Source organism: Vibrio sp. KMM 9700, from assembly GCF_058545285.1.
Window position 1 is genome coordinate 691,367 of the sequence record NZ_CM178589.1, and the last position, 18,122, is coordinate 709,488.

Consider the following 18,122-nt stretch of genomic DNA (forward strand, 5'->3'; position numbering starts at 1 on the left):
GTTAAAGACGCGCAAAATCATTAAATAAGGCTACAAACATCAAAGATAACACAGCGGCCATCCCTAAGCGGTAACTGAATTCTTGTATCTTCTCTGGCACAGGGCGGCGAATAATCGCTTCAATAGCGAAAAATAGCAAATGCCCACCATCTAACACAGGCAGAGGGAATAAGTTCATGATCCCAAGGTTTACGCTAATTAAAGCCAAGAAACCTAAGAAAGATATCAATCCGTAATCTGCCGTTGCGCCAGCGCCTTTAGCAATCGAAATTGGGCCACTGAGGTTTTGCACTCCGACATCACCTGTAAGTAATTTTTTGACCATACTAAAGGTCACGCTGATCACTTGCCCGGTTTTGTCTATCGCTTGTGGAATAGCATCTAGTACGCCAAATTTTTGCTCAAAAATGTATGACTCAGGCCACTCTCCAACACTTGGAGCTAAGCCGATATACCCTATTACTTCGCCGTTATCGAGTGTTTTCGCTTCTGGTGTTAAGTTTAAGCTCAATACTTGGCCTTGACGCTCAATCCCAACCTCTAAAACTTGGTTCGGGCTCGCTTTAACGATTTCAACAAAAGCTTCCCATGTTGCCACGCTTTCGCCATTAATGCTTATAATTTCATCATCTTTGATAAAACCAGCACGACTCGCAGCACTATCTTCTGAAACCATCGCTACTTTATTGAAGACTTGCGGGCGATATGGTTCAAAGCCTAATGTCTTCATTGCCGAGTCTTTTTCAGGATCAAACTGCCAACGACTAATATCTAAAACTTTGTGTTCGGTTTGACCTATCTCAGCAGCAGAGGCAACTTCAAGCGCAAGGGTTTTATCACCAATATGACTGATTAGCGCCATATTGACACTTTCCCAATCAGGCGTTTTATTGCCTGCAATCGAGCGAATTTCCATTCCCGTTTTGATATCAGCCTGCGCGACAATCGAACTCGGCGTCACTTCACCAATAACAGGTTTTAGTGACGGTTGGCCCATCACAAAGATTGCCCAATATGCAAAAATAGCAAATAGGAAATTAAAGATTGGCCCCGCTGCAACGATTGCACTGCGTTTTGTCAGGCTTTGATGATCAAATGCTAGATGTTTTTCAGCTTCGAGTACTTCGCCTTGGCGCGAATCGAGCATTTTAACATAACCGCCAAGAGGGATCAGTGCTAACTTATATAAAGTGCCATCTTTGCCACGGCGTTGATACAAAGATTTACCAAAACCGATTGAAAACTCTTCGACTTTCACGCCACAGCGACGCGCTACCCAAAAGTGACCAAACTCATGGACAGCGACTAAAATCCCTAGTGCCACCACAAAGGAGGCTAAATTCCACAAGATACCTGTCATAAGTTCGCTTTTAGTGCCTCACTTGCATAAATTCTCGATATATTATCTATCTCAAGCAAAGATGCCAAGTCATTCGTTTGATTAATCCCGACAATTTGATTTGAATCGACTAAATCTGAGGTAAGGTGGATTGAGCTAGATGCTACTTTATTCATCACGCTTTCATTTACTTTTGCTATCTGATTAAAGCTAATTTTTTGATTTAAAAACGCTTCGACAGCGACTTCATTCGCTGCATTTAAACTTGTGGTCGCCACTTGGCTCATATAACAAGCATCCATAGCTAATTTTAAGCAAGGATAACGGTTAAAGTCTGCTTCAAGGAAGGTTAGCTCTGAAAGCTTAGTGAAATCGAGCGCCGAAACACCTGCATTAATACGCTGAGGATATGCCAGTGCATGTGCGATTGGGGTACACATATCCGGCTCGCCCATTTGCGCGATGACCGAACCATCTTGATACTGGACCATAGAATGGATCACAGATTGTGGATGGATTAAAACTTTAAGTTGATCTTGCTTGGCGTTAAATAACCATCTCGCTTCAATAAATTCTAAGCCTTTATTCATCATGGTTGCAGAATCAACTGAAATTTTAGGTCCCATAGACCAGTTAGGATGCGCAATCGCCATTTCTGGCGTGACATCTTCTAGTGCATTGACATCTGTGTAGCGAAATGGGCCGCCAGAGCCTGTCAGTAAAATATGTGACACACCATGTGCGCTTAAGTCACAACGCCCAATGTCTTGCTGAAGTTCTGGCGCAAGGCATTGAAAAATTGCATTGTGCTCACTATCAACAGGTAAAAGTTGCGCGCCATACTCTTTGGTCGCATTGATAAAAAGCTCACCAGACATCACGAGAGCTTCTTTATTGGCAAGTAAAATGCGTTTGCCTGCTTTCACTGCAGCCATAGTTGGCAACAAACCCGCTGCGCCAACAATTGCAGCCATCACAATTTTGACTTCTGCTAGGCTAGCAACATGACATTGACCTTCAATGCCAGCGTAAACCTTAGTTTGGCTTCCCACACTAGCAAGACGATTCATCAACTGAGCGGCAGCATTTTCATTTGTCATGACGGCATATTTAGGCTGCCATGTCTGGCACAATGCAAACATCTTATCGACATTTGAATCGGCAGTTAAAGCTGTGACTTGATAAGCATGCGGATTTTGCGCAATAACAGCTAGCGTACTTGTGCCAATGGAGCCGGTTGCGCCCAGAATGGTAATTGTTTGCATGGATTCCAACATTTAAACTAAAAGGTGATGTGCGTGAAACAATCTAGATATTTGCTCGAAATACTTATCTCACAGCACCTAGATTCGAACATAAAAGGTAAAAATAGTTCCCTTGAAAAACATTGTTTCTCAAACAAACTATTCTTACCCACAAAATAGACTAGTCATCAAAAACTGTCTATTGGCAGAAGAAGTAAAGCACGGCAAAGACAGGGAAAGCCGCCATGAGACTATCAATGCGATCAAGCACCCCGCCATGACCTGGGATCATCTGGCTACTATCTTTAATGCCACTTGCACGCTTAAACATACTTTCAACGAGATCGCCAAGTACTGAAATCACAACCGTTAAGATTATGGTCACAAACATCATTAATGTGCTTTCAAAATGAATATCAAGCAAAGCTGAGCAGGCAAAACCAATAATCACAGATAAAACCACGCCACCCAGTAAACCTTCAATGGTTTTGTTTGGACTCACATTTGGCGCCATTTTACGCTTACCAATAGACTTACCGACAAAGTATGCACCTGTGTCAGCCGCCCAAACCAACAAGCAAACAAATAAGACTAAACGCGCGCCATGAAATTCATCAGTAAGGTAATTTTCCCCGCGTAGCAATACCACACTCCACACAAATGGAATTAAGGCGAATAAGCCGAAGATTTTACGCGTGAGCTCTGTATTTTCCCATAAATATTGAGATTTTGGATAAGTAAGTGCCAACAAGCTCGCCGCAAGCCACCAAATGACACCAAGCACACATAAAGCAATATGTGCAGGCAGAATCTGAATCAAGCTTTGGGTATCAAAAGGTATAAAGACAAAAGTTGCTAATAAAGCAATCAAAGGCATGATCATATTGGTTTTGCGTCGATTTGGCGAAATGAACTGTGTCCACTCCCAAAAACCTAAACAGCTAACCCCTGCTATTGCAATCGCAAAAATTTGCAAAGGAAGAAGAAAAACACCTAAGACGACTATTGGAGCCAAAATGAGTGCTGTGATAATTCTTTGCTTCACGTTAAGCTCCTTGCTCTAAATTCTGCTGGTTTTGCTGCATTAAAGAAGTCAACTGCTCGCTTGTACAGCCAAAACGGCGCTCACGTGTAACAAACCAACCTATCGCCTCTAGCATTTGTTCTTCATTAAAATCAGGCCATAAGGTTTCGGTAAAATACAGCTCAGCATACGCCATTTGCCACAGCATAAAGTTACTAATACGCTGCTCTCCACTGGTGCGGATCATTAAATCAACTGGCGGTAAGTCTGCCATGCATAAGTGCTGGCTAAGCGCATCCTCTGTGATATCACTGGCCGTCAACTTTCCAGACTCAACTTCTTGCGCAAGCTTTTGCGCCGCTTGTGTGATATCCCACTGGCCACCGTAATTGGCTGCAATATTGATCACTGTGCCCGTATTGTTCGCAGTTAGCTTTTCAGCTTCTAAAATTTTATCTTGAAGTTTTTGATTAAACTTAGTTTTATCACCGATGATCTGAAGCTTTAAATTATTCTTATGTAATCGAGTCACTTCTTTTGACAATGCAGATAAAAATAAATCCATCAAAACCGAAACTTCTTCTTGTGGGCGCTTCCAATTTTCACTACTAAACGCAAATAAAGTAATCGCTGGAATTTTAAGTTTTGCTGCACAGGTTAAAGTTTCGCGTACGGCTTTGACACCAGCGCGATGCCCAAACAAGCGAGGTTTTAGACGTTTTTTTGCCCAACGACCATTACCATCCATAATCACGGCAATGTGCTTAGGTAAATCTTGAGATGAAATTTCAGGATGAGACATATAAATATTTCTTTGCAAGTGTTAGTTTGGCATATCTTTAAAGCATGCGAATAAGCTCAAAGCGTGTAAGCAAAACTTCTCAACATAATGAATAATGGCTATAACCATAAAGAAAAGCCTAAACTTTAGCAATAAAAAAAGCGCTGAACAGTCTGGCAGCGCTTCTGGTTTATCCAAGAGAACCAACCCAAGTGATATATTAGCGAGCTAAGGAATGACTTGGGTGGTTGAAGATTAAACTTCCATTAACTCTTTTTCTTTCACTGCTAACACTTCATCAATGTTTTTAATCGCAGCGTCAGTGATTTTTTGTACTTCGTCTTGTGCTTTACGATCTTCATCTTCTGAGATTTCTTTATCTTTCAATAAAGCTTTTAGATCGCCATTTGCGTCACGACGGATGTTACGAACGGCTACACGGCCGCCTTCTGCTTCTGCGCGAACGATTTTAACAAGGTCTTTACGACGCTCTTCTGTTAGCGGTGGAAGTGGCACGCGAATAACAGTACCTGCAGACATAGGGTTTAGACCAAGATCTGACTTCATGATTGCTTTTTCGACAAGTGGCGTTAGCTCTTTGTCAAAGACAGTGATCGCAAGCGTACGTGCGTCTTCTGCAACGATGTTTGCAAGCTGGTTTAGCGGTGTTGGCGCGCCATAATACTCTACGCTGATGTTTTGTAGAATGCTTGGGTGTGCACGACCTGTACGGATTTTAGACAGGTTGTTTTTTAGTGCTTCAACACTTTTTTCCATACGCGACTGAGCGTCAGCTTTGATTTCGTTAATCACTTTGATTACCCTTATCTTTTTATTCCAAATTAGACACTTAGATTCTATTCCAAGTGGCTAATTATTTAAAGTTGTTGTGAGCTAATTTAGCTATCGGTAACGAAAATAATGGGATTATTTAAAGTTACTGATCAATGTGCCTTCAGCTTCGCCCATGACTACGCGACGTAGTGCGCCTGGTTTGTTCATGTTAAATACACGAATTGGCATTTTATGATCACGCGCGAGTGTGAAGGCTGCTAGATCCATCACTTTTAGCTCTTGCTCTAATACATCATTGTAGTCAAGTGTATCATATAATTTTGCTTCTGGGTTTGCGACTGGATCAGCGTCATAAACACCGTCAACTTTAGTTGCTTTTAAAACAACATCTGCTTCGATTTCAATACCACGTAAACATGCTGCTGAGTCGGTTGTGAAGAATGGGTTACCAGTGCCAGCAGAGAAGATAACAACGCGACCTTGACGAAGTTGGCTGATTGCATTTGCCCAATTGTAGTCATCACACACGCCATTTAGTGGGATCGCTGACATCACGCGTGCATTTACATAGGCACGGTGTAGCGCATCACGCATTGCAAGGCCGTTCATCACGGTTGCAAGCATGCCCATATGATCGCCAACAACGCGGTTCATGCCCGCTTCTGCAAGACCTGCGCCACGGAAAAGGTTACCACCGCCGATCACAACACCAACTTGAACACCAAGCTCAATGAGTTCTTTCACTTCTTGTGCCATGCGATCTAAAACCGCTGGATCAATACCAAAACCTTCTGGGCCTTGGAGTGCTTCACCACTAAGTTTCAATAAGATACGTTGATATACAGGTTTAGGGTTCGTTGCCATGTGGTTACCTTTTTTATCACTGAGTTAAGAAATTTATCCTTTATTATATATGTGCAAGATACTACTAGGGTTATATCGACTGCGTAAAGGCGCTCTAGCCATCCTTGGGCGCTTCATTCGGTACATCCATGTACCTCAGCCCTTTACTCCGCTGATACAATCCCTAGTAATATCCGTTTAATTACCAGATATAAAACAAAGGATAGATTTCTCTAATTTAGATACTTTGGCTTATATAATATACTAAAGCATCTCTCACAAAAAGACCGCAGCATTGCCACGGCCTTTTATCTAGAAGCAAAACAAAAAAGAATTAACCTTTTTGTACTGCTGCTACTTCTTCAGCAAAGCTCATTTCTGCAGCTTTCTCGATACCTTCACCAACTTCTAGACGGATGAAGTTAGAAACAGTTGCGCCTTTCTCTTTAAGAATTTCGCCAACAGTTTTCTTAGGTTCCATTACGAACGCTTGACCAGTTAGAGAGATTTCGCCCGTGAATTTCTTCATGCGGCCGATAACCATTTTCTCAGCGATTTCAGCAGGCTTGCCTTCGTTCATCGCGATCTCAACTTGAACTTGTTTTTCTTTTTCAACAACTTCAGCTGGAACATCTTCTGGGTTAACATACTCAGGACGAGATGCAGCAACGTGCATAGCAACGTGTTTTAGAGTCTCAGCATCGCCAGAACCTGCTACAACAACACCGATTTTCTCACCGTGACGGTAAGAAGCAATGTCAGCACCTTCGATGAATTGAACGCGACGGATGTTGATGTTCTCACCGATCTTAGCAACTAGAGCGATACGCTCTTCTTCAAATTTAGCTTGAAGTGCTTCAGTTTCTAGTTTCTCAGCAAGAGCAGCGTCAGCTACTTTGTTTGCGAATGCAAGGAAACCAGCATCTTTAGCAACGAAGTCAGTTTGGCAGTTGATTTCAACTAGCGCAGCAACACCGCTTGCATCTTTGATGATGATAGTACCTTCAGCGGCAACGTTGCCCGCTTTTTTAGCAGCTTTAGCAGCGCCGCTTTTACGCATGTTTTCGATTGCTAGCTCGATGTCAGCATTTGCTTCAACAAGTGCTTTTTTACATTCCATCATGCCTGCGCCAGTACGCTCACGCAGTTCTTTAACTAGGGCAGCAGTTACGGTTGCCATGGTTCATTCCTCAGTTGATTTTAAAAAGGTAAAAAACAGGGGCCAATTTAAGGCCCCCATTGCTATCTTTAGATTAAGAATGCCTTTATATTCTCATCAAGTCTTTTCTTCATCTAGATTAGCTCATATACATGAAGCCTTGATGAAGACAATTTCTTAATTATAAAGTATAGCTATTATTCAGCTTCTTCAACGAAAGCGTCTTTGCCAGCTGCAGCTGCAACGTCTTTGTTACGGCCTTCAGACACAGTTTGTGCCGCAGCGTTTAGGTAAAGTTGTACTGCGCGGATTGCATCGTCGTTACCAGGGATAACGAAATCAACGCCATCTGGGTCAGAGTTAGTATCAACTACAGCAAATACAGGGATACCTAGGTTGTTCGCTTCTTTAACTGCGATGTGCTCGTGGTCAGCATCGATTACGAATAGCGCGTCAGGTAGGCCATTCATGTTTTTGATACCGCCTAGAGATTTCTCTAGTTTTTCCATTTCACGAGTACGCATTAGGGCTTCTTTCTTAGTTAGTTTTTCGAAAGTGCCGTCTTGAGATTGCGCTTCAAGGTCTTTTAGACGTTTGATAGATTGACGAACTGTTTTGAAGTTAGTCAACATACCACCTAACCAACGGTTGTTCACGTAGAACTGGTCGCATTGGATAGCAGCGTCTTTTACTGCTTCAGAAGCAGCACGTTTAGTACCAACGAAAAGTACTTTACCTTTACGCTCACCGATTTTGCTTAGCTCAGCTAGCGCATCGTTGAACATAGGAACTGTTTTTTCTAGGTTGATGATATGAACTTTGTTACGAGCGCCAAAGATGAATGGCTTCATTTTTGGGTTCCAGTAACGAGTTTGGTGACCAAAGTGAACACCAGCTTTAAGCATATCGCGCATTGATACAGTTGCCATTATATAATCCTCTTGGGGTTAGGCCTCCACATTTCCCATGTTACCGACTCGCATTTCTCTATCTTTATAAGTGCTTATAAAAGAAGAAAAGGAGCACCCCGGAACAGGTCTCGAAATGTGTGTGATTTAAAAAATAATATGAGTGATTTAACAACAAGCTTCGCCATTTCAAGAAATGAAGAGAACTTGCATCAAATCGGGGCGTTTTATACCATACTTTACGGGTAAATAGCTAGTAGAAATTGTAAGTTTTATCGGTTGAGAGTAATTTTCATTGCTAATAACAAAGCCTAGGCTTAAAATACCAAGTTCATTCATCATCAAATGAAGCCAAGTTTTATGTCTATCAAAATCAATACCCCTGAAGAAATCGAAAAAATGCGCCTCGCTGGTAAGCTGGCCGCTGAAGTTTTAGAAATGATCCAGCCGCATGTCAAAGCTGGCGTAACCACTGAAGAATTAGATCGTATTTGCTATGACTATATGCAAAACGAGCAAGGCACAACGCCTGCACCACTAAACTATCATGGTTATCCTAAATCTATCTGCACCTCTATCAACCACATCATCTGTCACGGCATCCCTGCGAGCCAAGATGAGCAAGGTGCAAACGGCATGTTAAAACCTGCAGTGCTAAAAGATGGTGATATTCTAAATATTGATATTACTGTGATCACAAAAGATGGTTATCACGGTGATACTTCAAAGATGTTCCTGATTGGTGATGTAGCGCCTGCGGATCGTCGTTTGTGTATGGTAGCGCAAGAAAGCCTTTATGTTGGCCTGAAAAAAGTTAAACCAGGTGCGCAACTTGGTGAGATTGGCACGGCGATTGAAAAATACATCAAGACCAACAACAAAAATAACCCACGCGCTAAATTCTCTATCGTGAAAGATTATTGTGGTCACGGCATTGGCACTGAGTTCCATGCTGAACCGCAAATCGTTCACTACCGTAATAATGATCGCACTGTTCTAAAAGAAGGGATGATTTTTACGGTTGAGCCAATGATTAACGCAGGTAAATTTGGTTGTATCAATGATGCAGAAGACAACTGGACTGTGTACACAGCGGACGGTAAAAACTCTGCGCAGTGGGAGCATACAATTGTTGTGACCAAAAATGGTTGTGAAATCTTGACGCTACGTGAAGAAGAAACACTGCCAAGATTTTTAGTCAACGCTTAATCGAAAATCACTAAGCGTACTGCAAATAGGTTTATATCTTTGGGCTGGGTTATTCCATCATCCCTGATTGATATATACTCAAAATAATTGGAGTTGCAGCAAGGCAACAAACGATGAGACCCTAGGAGCATATAAAAATATGTGACTAGGGCGAAGCAGTGCAGTTAACGCAGTTGCAACTTCAAGTATGAAGAGTATAAACCTATTTTTTTGCCGCCACTTTAACTAAATACCCTTATAACAAGTATTTGGTTTTTCTTGTCAAAAAAAGTAAGATGAGCTAAATCTATTTTTTGCAAGGAAGCAAGCATGACTCAAGTCGCCTCCCCTGACATTCAAGCCTTAAAGCAACAACTCGACGATTTTTATCAAACGCAAAAGCAAGCTTTTTTCGACCAAGAAGATATCACCAAACTCGTCCTTGAACGTGCCTATTTCATCGATAACCTTTTAACCGATCTGTGGAAGCATTATGGCTTTGATAAAGTCGACAACTTATCTTTAATTGCGGTCGGTGGTTATGGTCGTGCAGAATTGCACCCTCTCTCCGATATCGACATTTTAATCTTATCCAAAGTGGAACTTGATGCGCCACATAAAGAAGCGATTAGCCAACTGATCACTTTAATGTGGGACTTGCGCCTTGAAGTTGGGCATAGCGTGCGCACCATTGCTGAATGCGTGGAAGTGGGCAAAGATGATTTAACCGTTGCGACCAACCTGCAAGAAGCACGTCTAATTTGTGGCTGTGAAAAAGGCTATGACTTATTAATCCAAGCGATTCATCAAGATGACTTCTGGCCAAGCCAAGTCTTTTTTAAAGCCAAAGTCGAAGAGCAAAAGGCTCGCCATGCACGCTTTAATAATACTGCGTATAACCTTGAGCCGGATATCAAGTCTAGCCCTGGCGGTTTGCGTGATATTCATACGTTAAACTGGGTCGCGCGTCGTCATTTTGATGCCTCCACCTTAAAAGAGATGAGTTACGCTGGCTTTTTAACTGATGCTGAATACCGCGAGCTCCTCGAGTGCCAAAACTTTTTATGGCAAATCCGCTTTGCTCTGCACTTGCAATTAAAGCGCTACGATAACCGTCTGACTTTTGGGCATCAGCTACAAGTGGCACAAGCGCTTGGTTTTACCGGTGAATACAACCAACCGATAGAGCGCATGATGAAGGCATTTTACCGCACCTTAGGTCGCGTGATTGAGCTAAATACCATGCTGCTTAAATTATTTGATCGTGAAATCTTTTCCCAAGGTTCACTGCCTCAAGCGCAAATTATTAATGATGATTTTCAACGTGTTGGCAGTTTGATTGAGGCGCGTAAACCAGCTTTATTCCAAGCCCGTCCTGAAACCATTTTGGATGTCTTTTTGCACATAGCACAAATTCCTGAGATTGAAGGCATTTCACCGCCAACTATTCGTCAGCTGCGTACAGCGCGTCGCCGCATTAACCGCTTCTTGCATGATATTCCACAAGCCCGCGAAAAATTTATGGCGCTGTGTTGCCACCCGAATGCATTAAGTAAGGCTTTCCCATTAATGCACCGTTTGGGCGTGTTTTCGACTTATTTGCCGCAGTGGAGTCAGATTGTGGGGCAAATGCAGTTTGACCTCTTCCATGTTTACACAGTGGATGAACACACCATGCGCATGCTCAAGCACATCAACACCTTTGCCGACGAAGCCAATATCGACAAGCACCCGATTTGCTGCGATGTTTACCCGCGCTTAGCCAAACCGCACCTTTTGACCATTGCCGCGATTTTCCATGATATCGCCAAAGGTCGTGGTGGCGATCACTCCTTGCTTGGCTGTACCGAAGCTTATGATTTTTGTATTGAACATGGCCTGCCAACCCCTGAAGCAAAACTAGTCAGTTGGCTGGTGCGTCACCATTTATTAATGTCTGTGACCGCCCAGCGCCGTGATATTTATGATCCGGAAGTCATCACTGAGTTTGCAAGTCTCGTCAAAGATGAAGAGTATCTGGATCACTTGGTGTGCTTAACTGTGGCAGATATTTGCGCAACCAACCCTGAGCTTTGGAACAGCTGGAAACGTACTCTTCTTGCCGAGCTTTATTACTCCACCCAAAGAGCTTTGCGCCGCGGCCTTGAGCACCCAGTGGATGTACGCGCTAAAATTCGTCATAACCAACAAATGGCAAGCGCGGATCTACGTAAAGAAAACTTTAGCCCGCGTGAAATCGAATTATTATGGAAGCGCTTTAAGGCGGATTACTTCTTGCGCCATACTCACCAGCAAATTGCTTGGCACAGTAGCCATTTACTCAATCATCTCAAAGAGAAGGCAAATCAAGATAAGTCCTTGGTGATTTTAAATAAAGATGTGACCCGAGGCGGCACTGAAATTTTTGTCTATACCAAAGATAAGCCGCGTTTATTTGCGATTATTGCTGCAGAGCTCGATCGCCGTAGTCTGTCGATTCACGATGCACAAATCATGACCAGCAAGGATGATTACGCGATTGATACCTTTATCGTGCTTGATCAATCTGGTGAGCAAATCGATGAGTTTCGCCATGCACAACTAAAAAAACAGTTGGAAGCAATTTTAGACGGTGAGAGTCAACCAAGCGAGCGTACCCGTCGTCCGCCACGTCAATTGCAGCACTTTAAGGTGAAAACTAAAATTGAGTTCTTACCTCAGCGCACAGCTAAACGCAGCGTGATGGAGTTAGTTGCCTTGGACTCTCCGGGTTTACTGGCAAAAATAAGCGATTGTTTTGGTCAATTAGATTTAAGTTTGCATGGCGCAAAAATCACGACTATTGGTGAAAAAGCAGAGGATTTCTTTATTCTAACCTCCCCTGAAGGTGGGCGTTTATCTGAGGAAGAAGAAGCAGCCATCACGGCGAAACTTAAAGCTGAGATAGATGAAGAATTAGAAATGTAAGCGTTAGCGTCAGCGTCAGCGGACAATAAACTAAGTCAGTGCCAAAGATCATGTTTAATCCTTTGCCACTGGCTTTTTCATGCGTATTGCTTTACTCCAACAAGACTTTGCTCCAACAAGCTTAAGTTTTGATTGCAATAAGTCTCAGCTGTTATTTCAACAAATCTAATGATGCCAGATCCCAACCAAATTCTGTCATCAAGCGCTGCCAAATCTCATCAAAACCGGCTTTGATTTCTATCTTTTCTTCGGTTATCGGATGAACAAAAGATAAAGACGCTGCATGCAACATTAAACGTCTTGCATCAAGGTGATCACGGAAAATCTTATTTTGCTTGCCATCACCATGCGAAGTATCGCCAATAATTGGATGTCTTAAGTGCGCCATATGACGACGCAATTGGTGCTTGCGCCCTGTTAGCGGCTTCATTTCCACCAAACTAAAGCGTGTGGTTGGGAAACGGCCGGTCGAATACGGCAATTCAACTTTGGCAAGTGGCTGATAGTCTGTGATCGCTTCTTGGATATTCTCTTCAAGGCTAGCATGTTTATCGGCTACCTTATCACGCTCTTTTTTCAGCGGATAATCCAAACGCCCGCCCTCTTCAAGCCAGCCGCGCACAATCGCGTAGTAGGTTTTTTCAATATTATGCTCAGAAAAAAGTGGCGCACAGGTTTTGGCGACCTCGGATGACAAAGCAAACAACAACACACCAGAGGTTGGCCTATCTAAGCGATGCAGCGGAAAGACGTGTTGACCGATTTGATCGCGCAAGGTTTGCATCACAAATTGAGTTTCGTGGCGATCAAGCCAAGATCTATGCACCAGCATGCCGGCAGGTTTGTTCACCGCTATCAGGTACTCATCTTGATAAATAATTTCAAGTTCAATGCTAGGTGTTGCTTCGTTGATTAAATCTTCTTCTGACATGTTTCGCTTCTTTTTAAATCAGGCATATGCTGTTTTGCATTTATTTTCTTACACCACAGCGCTTCGTTCTTCTATTTAAGTGTTTTTTCTAACGCATAAATCTCAGCCAATAAGGCATCTTTGTAGGCTTCAACCTTCAAGGCTTCTTCAAAATAAGGGCTTATTTCAAGGCTTGGAAGAGGATTTCCAGAAGCTAACATTTGCGTCATTTTGGGAATAAAAATCCATTGCAGCCATTGGGTTGGGGTTAAGGTATCAAGCGCAAAAGGCTGAGTGCTCAAAAGCGCAGACTCACTTGGCGCACGCTCTTCCCATAAGTTTAATGCGCGCAACTTAGCTTCAAGTGCAGCTATTTGACTGTCAATTGCTTGATTTTGATTTGTATTTGGCATATTTCAAGAATTTCATCGCTAAATTGGTATAGAATACACCAAGTTCATTTTTAAAATTAAAATTTTTAGCTAATTTGAGATACCAAGATATGGATGCCATTTATAACCTTAGTCAACTTTTTGCCAAAAGTGGCTGTCACTTTGAAGTCTTTGATTTAAGCCGTCGCGTACAAAAGCTAGATAAAAAGACTTTTCTTGAAGTCGAAAAAGCTGCCTTGCCCTACCCTTTCCCAATGCAGCGCCACGCTAGCCTTGCGATTGTTTATTGGCAGCAAGATGATTCGCAAACACATAGCGCAGCAAGCATTCAACCTTGGATCTGGTTTTTAAAATTCCCACTAGATGAGCGCGGCCTTTTTAATCAATCCGATATTGGAAACTTCCTGCGTTATGTGACGGCAGCTTTAGGCGTGCAACTTGGCGCGAATATCTCGGAAGAAGAAGAGCAGCAACTAGCGGATAACCCTTATACCTTTAAGCCAACTGAAGATAAACTGGCAAGCTTTCATAGCCAAGTCTCAGTGATGTTAAAGCAAATGCCCTCTAGCTATTATCATGCAGCCCAGCAATATTTTGCCCAGGCTACCCTAGCTCAGAACTGGCAATCACTTGGCCTGCAAGGGATCACGGATGTGTGCACGCGTTTAGCGCAAGATAATAACAAGGCGCATATCTATAAGTCTCTAACTTGGCTGTCTCAAGATGCAAGCCTTCAACCTGCGCTGTATGCTCTGCTTGGCGCACTGGAGCATTGCGAATTGCCAGAGACTATCGCGCAAAAACTTAGCCAGTTGGCAAATAGCGAAATCGAGCAAGATACCTGTGATATTTTCTTACTCGCAGCCTATGTGCGTGCGCTCGCCAGTCATCAAGAATGCTTAACCCAAGTCGTCAGAAAGGTACTTTCATCTGAGCTTTTAGCGCACCGTGAAGTTTTAATTGCGATTGCTGGCAGAAGTTGGGATTGCTTAGAAGATCAAAACCTTGCAAACCTATTTTTAACCCGATTAGCCCAAAGCGGTGAGCAAGATTTATTTAACCAAGTGTTTGCCGACTTAGTGATGATCCCAAAACTTAGAATGGTGTTTTTGCCACTTTTAAACTCGCCAGCCACGCCCGAACTTGAAGCCGCTTTGGTCAGCTTAATGCAACAAACCAAAGCCAAGCAGCAAACAAACTAAAGGTAGCAATGTGATATACGATTTATTACTGATTTTAGTTGTGGTGTGCATTTGCCTTATTTTTTGGCAACATCGCAAACAATCTGAAATGGCAAAAGTGGCGATTGAGCACAAGTGCAAAGCATTAGGGCTACAGCTACTCTCAACCTCTTTGCATAAATATGGACTGCGTCGCCCAGATGGAAAATTTGCCTTACATGCGATGTATATGTTTGAATTTTCTGTCACGGGTGAGGATTACTATCAAGGCAGGCTCTTGATGCAAGGTGGCTTTGCCAAGCAGTTTTATATTCCGCCATATCGCATGATCGATTAACAGCCTAGCTATTAGGCAATAAAAAAGCCACTGCACGATTGGATGGCTATACAATCAATGCAGTGGCTTAGTTTATATTCGTCATCCTTGACGTTGCAACAGCGTTTACTGTCTCAAAGAGTCAGAATTTACTTTTGTTGCAAACTTGCCCACAGATACATCAGCTCAAGTCCGATGCTTGCACCTGCAAGGGCGGTAATTTGCGCGTGATCATAAGCCGGCGAGACTTCTACCACATCCATGCCAACAAGGTTAATATCTTTTAGGCTGCGGATAATATTCAGCGCTTTATCACTGGTGATCCCGCCACACACAGGTGTACCTGTTCCCGGCGCAAATGCTGGATCAAGGCAATCAATATCAAAGGTCAAATACACAGGTAAATCCCCTGCAACGGCTTTGATTTGCTGCGCTATCTCATCTGCCGACAATTGGTTTGCTTGGCTGCCGTCAATCACCTCAAAGCTATGCTTATCACGATTAAAATCAGTGCGGATCCCAATTTGCAATGAATGCTTAGGATCAATCAAACCTTCTTTTGGCGCATGATAAAACATAGTGCCGTGATCAAACTTGCTGCCATGCGGATAAGTATCTGTATGCGCATCAAAGTGAATCAATGCCATTTTGCCAAACTTTTTCGCATGTGCGCGCAGCAATGGCAAACTAATAAAGTGATCCCCACCTAAGCTCAACAGCGTCTTGCCTGCATCGAGAATCTCACTCGCCTGCGCTTCAAGTTTGCTCGCCATATCTTGCGCATCACCCGTAGCAAAGATCAAATCCCCAGCATCGACTAACTTCATCTTTTGCGTTAAATCAAAGCGCCACGGGTATTTCGCCCCTTCCCATGCTAAATGCACAGAAGCACTGCGGATCGCATCAGGGCCTAAACGCGCACCAGGGCGACCTGTGGTAGCCAAGTCAAACGGCACACCTAAAATCACTAAGTCTGCATCACTTTGCGCTGGGTTTTCGCAAAACGGTGCGCGCAAAAAGTTACGCGCATTTGAATATAAAGAGTTATCAATTGTCATTATTTTATTCACAATAACCTAAGATTAAGCTTCCATATAGGTGTAACCCACAAGACCTTGCAATAATTCATTCAACACTTGGTCTTGTAAGCTTGGCTCTACTTTATCTAGCACAAGGCTTTGATAAGTTTGGCGAATTTCTTCTACATCAAGGTGCACATATTCCAGCATTTGCTCAACACTGTCGCCCACATTGGTCGCAATAATTTGGTGCTCACCTTGCGCATCAAGCACCACGCTCGCGCAATCTGTATCACCAAACAAGTTATGCATATCACCCAAAATCTCTTGGTATGCACCGACTAGGAAAAAGCCGACTAAATACGGATCTTGCGCATCCCATTTAGGCACAGGCAAACTTGATTCAATGCCTTGACCGTCAACATATTGCTCAATCGCGCCATCTGAATCACACGTAATATCTAAAATCACTGCGCGGCCTTGATCGGCTTTATTTAGCTGAGACAAAGGCATCACAGGAAAGACTTGGTTGATCCCCCACGCATCTGGCAATGATTGGAACAAAGAAAAGTTCACAAATAGCTTTTGCGCTAACTTACTGTTTAATGCATCAATAATTGGGCGATGGAATTTATTTTTCGCATCCAATTGCTTGCATAACTCATATTGAATACGCAAGCTAATTTGCTCAGCCCATGCTCTTTGATGCAGGTTCAAAACGCCTGCCGCAAAGAGTGAATGCACTTCAGCTAAGTCACTTTGGGTGTCGTTATAAATCTCAATCAGTGCGCGATCATCATAGCCATTTTGCAATCTTTGCCAGTTCTGCCACATTTGCTCAAGCACAATATCACCTTGCGCAGGAAGCTCTGCAACTTCTTCCACTTGGTAAGATTCAGTGCCAATCACATTCGTGATCAAAACAGCATGGTGCGCAGTTAATGCACGTCCAGACTCAGAAATCACCAGCGGATGCGGCTGTTGGTAGCGATCGCAAATTGCAGCAATGCTAACCACGATATTACGCGCATACTCTGCCAAGCTATAGTTCATTGAACTGTCTGATTGGCTACGTGTGCCGTCATAATCCACGGCTAAGCCGCCGCCCACATCCATAATTTTCAGTGGTGCGCCTAATGCGCGAAGCTCACAATAAAAACGCGCTGACTCACTCACGCCCTGGCGCACATCGCGAATATTTGCCATTTGTGAACCTAAGTGGAAATGCACCAATTGTAAGTAATCAAGTTTGTCTTGAGCTTTAAGCTTTTCAACCACTTGCAGCACTTGCGCAGCTGATAAGCCAAATTTAGACTTTTCACCACCGCTTGATTGCCATTTACCAACACCTTGTGATGCTAGGCGTGCACGCAAACCAATACGCGGCGTGACATTTAAATCTTTGGCTTCTTTTAATACTAAATCTAGCTCAGAAAGCTTTTCTAAAACGATATAAACTTGGTGTCCAAGCTTTTCACCAATCAAAGCTAAGCGAATGTATTCGCTATCTTTATACCCATTACACACAATCACAGAACTTGCATGCTGCGCCATTGCAAGCACAGCTAACAGTTCAGCTTTACTGCCGGCTTCAAGGCCAAGTTGCTTCACTTCGAGATCTTTTTGGCTCTCTAAAATCGCATCGACCACTTCTTTTTGCTGGTTCACCTTAATTGGATAGACCAACAAATATTTATTTTGATAATCGGCTTCTTCTATCGCCTGATTAAACGCCGCACAAACGTGATGCACACGGGTTTGTAAAATTTGTGGAAAACGTACTAAAACAGGCAAACTCATGCCCTTTTCTTCTATCGCTTTAGCAATTTTTGTTAGCGGCAATTGGATATTTTGCTGCTTAGCACAAGGCGCAACATACATCTCACCTTGTTCATTAATGCCGTAAAACCCTTGGCTCCAGTGTTTGACATTATAAGTCGCATTCACAACAGCAAGATCTAAGGTATTTTCCACTCTCTTTCCTCATAGTAATCAGCGGATAATCAGCGCCAGAGTGCGCCTTGAATAGGTTGCATTAACTGATAAAAAACCTTTCAAGTCCAACAAGATAATTTTT

The 18,122-nt window shown here is 43.0% G+C and carries 16 protein-coding genes; 4 read left to right on the forward strand and 12 right to left on the reverse strand.

What is annotated here, in order from left to right:
* Nucleotide 1 precedes the first annotated feature (1 nt).
* The 8 genes from rseP to rpsB all read right to left on the reverse strand — a co-directional run bounded on the left by rseP (nt 2) and on the right by rpsB (nt 8,114).
* A complete protein-coding gene (gene rseP, locus AC2VOY_RS03090) occupies nt 2-1,360 on the reverse strand; it encodes a sigma E protease regulator RseP (RefSeq protein WP_491832179.1) in 1,359 nt (452 codons plus the stop codon).
* Nucleotides 1,357-2,604, reverse strand: coding sequence for a 1-deoxy-D-xylulose-5-phosphate reductoisomerase (ispC, locus tag AC2VOY_RS03095; RefSeq protein ID WP_491832180.1), 1,248 nt, complete (start codon nt 2,602-2,604; stop codon nt 1,357-1,359). The genes rseP and ispC overlap by 4 nt, the downstream gene beginning before the upstream one ends.
* Before the next feature lie 178 nt (nt 2,605-2,782).
* Entirely contained in the window at nt 2,783-3,628 is an 846-nt protein-coding gene (locus AC2VOY_RS03100) for a phosphatidate cytidylyltransferase (protein WP_491832181.1), read from the reverse strand.
* A gap of 1 nt (nt 3,629) precedes the next feature.
* Nucleotides 3,630-4,409 carry an undecaprenyl pyrophosphate synthase gene (uppS, locus tag AC2VOY_RS03105; protein WP_491832182.1) on the reverse strand — a complete coding sequence of 260 codons (780 nt, stop codon included), beginning with the start codon at nt 4,407-4,409 and terminating at the stop codon, nt 3,630-3,632.
* A 234-nt stretch (nt 4,410-4,643) separates the two neighbouring features.
* Nucleotides 4,644-5,201, reverse strand: a complete 558-nt coding sequence (gene frr / locus AC2VOY_RS03110) for a ribosome recycling factor (protein WP_491832183.1) — start codon at nt 5,199-5,201, stop codon at nt 4,644-4,646.
* Nucleotides 5,202-5,315: 114 nt separating this feature from the next.
* Nucleotides 5,316-6,047: a UMP kinase gene (gene pyrH / locus AC2VOY_RS03115; RefSeq protein ID WP_491832184.1), complete on the reverse strand. Its 732-nt coding sequence runs from the start codon at nt 6,045-6,047 to the stop codon at nt 5,316-5,318.
* A gap of 313 nt (nt 6,048-6,360) precedes the next feature.
* Complete coding sequence (tsf, locus tag AC2VOY_RS03120; RefSeq protein ID WP_491832185.1) at nt 6,361-7,206, reverse strand: translation elongation factor Ts; 846 nt, start codon at nt 7,204-7,206, stop codon at nt 6,361-6,363.
* Nucleotides 7,207-7,382: 176 nt separating this feature from the next.
* The gene (gene rpsB, locus AC2VOY_RS03125; protein WP_491832186.1) at nt 7,383-8,114 is read right to left on the reverse strand and encodes a 30S ribosomal protein S2; all 732 of its coding nucleotides are present in this window, start codon (nt 8,112-8,114) and stop codon (nt 7,383-7,385) included.
* A 339-nt stretch (nt 8,115-8,453) separates the two neighbouring features.
* Here rpsB and map point away from each other — a divergent pair, with 339 nt between their 5' ends.
* A complete protein-coding gene (map, locus tag AC2VOY_RS03130; protein WP_491832187.1) occupies nt 8,454-9,302 on the forward strand; it encodes a type I methionyl aminopeptidase in 849 nt (282 codons plus the stop codon).
* A 309-nt stretch (nt 9,303-9,611) separates the two neighbouring features.
* On the forward strand, nt 9,612-12,227 hold the full coding sequence (gene glnD, locus AC2VOY_RS03135; RefSeq protein WP_491832188.1) for a bifunctional uridylyltransferase/uridylyl-removing protein GlnD: 2,616 nt from the start codon (nt 9,612-9,614) through the stop codon (nt 12,225-12,227).
* A gap of 151 nt (nt 12,228-12,378) precedes the next feature.
* On the opposite strand, the gene truC is transcribed toward glnD, so the two are convergent.
* A complete protein-coding gene (gene truC, locus AC2VOY_RS03140; RefSeq protein WP_491832189.1) occupies nt 12,379-13,158 on the reverse strand; it encodes a tRNA pseudouridine(65) synthase TruC in 780 nt (259 codons plus the stop codon).
* 71 nt (nt 13,159-13,229) lie between these two features.
* Nucleotides 13,230-13,550 (reverse strand): YqcC family protein, encoded by a 321-nt coding sequence (locus AC2VOY_RS03145; RefSeq protein ID WP_491832190.1) that lies wholly within the window; start codon nt 13,548-13,550, stop codon nt 13,230-13,232.
* 89 nt (nt 13,551-13,639) lie between these two features.
* Here AC2VOY_RS03145 and AC2VOY_RS03150 point away from each other — a divergent pair, with 89 nt between their 5' ends.
* The gene (locus AC2VOY_RS03150) at nt 13,640-14,731 is read left to right on the forward strand and encodes a DUF3549 family protein (protein ID WP_491832191.1); all 1,092 of its coding nucleotides are present in this window, start codon (nt 13,640-13,642) and stop codon (nt 14,729-14,731) included.
* Nucleotides 14,732-14,741: 10 nt separating this feature from the next.
* Nucleotides 14,742-15,047 (forward strand): DUF3301 domain-containing protein, encoded by a 306-nt coding sequence (locus tag AC2VOY_RS03155; RefSeq protein WP_491832192.1) that lies wholly within the window; start codon nt 14,742-14,744, stop codon nt 15,045-15,047.
* Nucleotides 15,048-15,175: 128 nt separating this feature from the next.
* Here the strand turns inward: AC2VOY_RS03155 and speB are convergent, their stop codons facing one another.
* Nucleotides 15,176-16,096 (reverse strand): agmatinase, encoded by a 921-nt coding sequence (gene speB, locus AC2VOY_RS03160; protein WP_491832193.1) that lies wholly within the window; start codon nt 16,094-16,096, stop codon nt 15,176-15,178.
* A gap of 12 nt (nt 16,097-16,108) precedes the next feature.
* Nucleotides 16,109-18,019: a biosynthetic arginine decarboxylase gene (speA, locus tag AC2VOY_RS03165; protein ID WP_491832194.1), complete on the reverse strand. Its 1,911-nt coding sequence runs from the start codon at nt 18,017-18,019 to the stop codon at nt 16,109-16,111.
* Between the last annotated feature and the right edge of the window lie 103 nt (nt 18,020-18,122).

Excerpts from the sequence above, each read along its gene's own strand:
- rseP (WP_491832179.1), bottom strand. The coding sequence starts at position 1,360 with ATGACAGGTATCTTGTGGAATTTAGCCTCCTTTGTGGTGGCACTAGGG.
- ispC (WP_491832180.1), bottom strand. The coding sequence starts at position 2,604 with ATGCAAACAATTACCATTCTGGGCGCAACCGGCTCCATTGGCACAAGT.
- uppS (WP_491832182.1), bottom strand. The coding sequence starts at position 4,409 with ATGTCTCATCCTGAAATTTCATCTCAAGATTTACCTAAGCACATTGCC.
- pyrH (WP_491832184.1), bottom strand. The coding sequence starts at position 6,047 with ATGGCAACGAACCCTAAACCTGTATATCAACGTATCTTATTGAAACTT.
- tsf (WP_491832185.1), bottom strand. The coding sequence starts at position 7,206 with ATGGCAACCGTAACTGCTGCCCTAGTTAAAGAACTGCGTGAGCGTACT.
- rpsB (WP_491832186.1), bottom strand. The coding sequence starts at position 8,114 with ATGGCAACTGTATCAATGCGCGATATGCTTAAAGCTGGTGTTCACTTT.
- map (WP_491832187.1), top strand. The coding sequence starts at position 8,454 with ATGTCTATCAAAATCAATACCCCTGAAGAAATCGAAAAAATGCGCCTC.
- glnD (WP_491832188.1), top strand. The coding sequence starts at position 9,612 with ATGACTCAAGTCGCCTCCCCTGACATTCAAGCCTTAAAGCAACAACTC.
- truC (WP_491832189.1), bottom strand. The coding sequence starts at position 13,158 with ATGTCAGAAGAAGATTTAATCAACGAAGCAACACCTAGCATTGAACTT.
- AC2VOY_RS03145 (WP_491832190.1), bottom strand. The coding sequence starts at position 13,550 with ATGCCAAATACAAATCAAAATCAAGCAATTGACAGTCAAATAGCTGCA.
- AC2VOY_RS03150 (WP_491832191.1), top strand. The coding sequence starts at position 13,640 with ATGGATGCCATTTATAACCTTAGTCAACTTTTTGCCAAAAGTGGCTGT.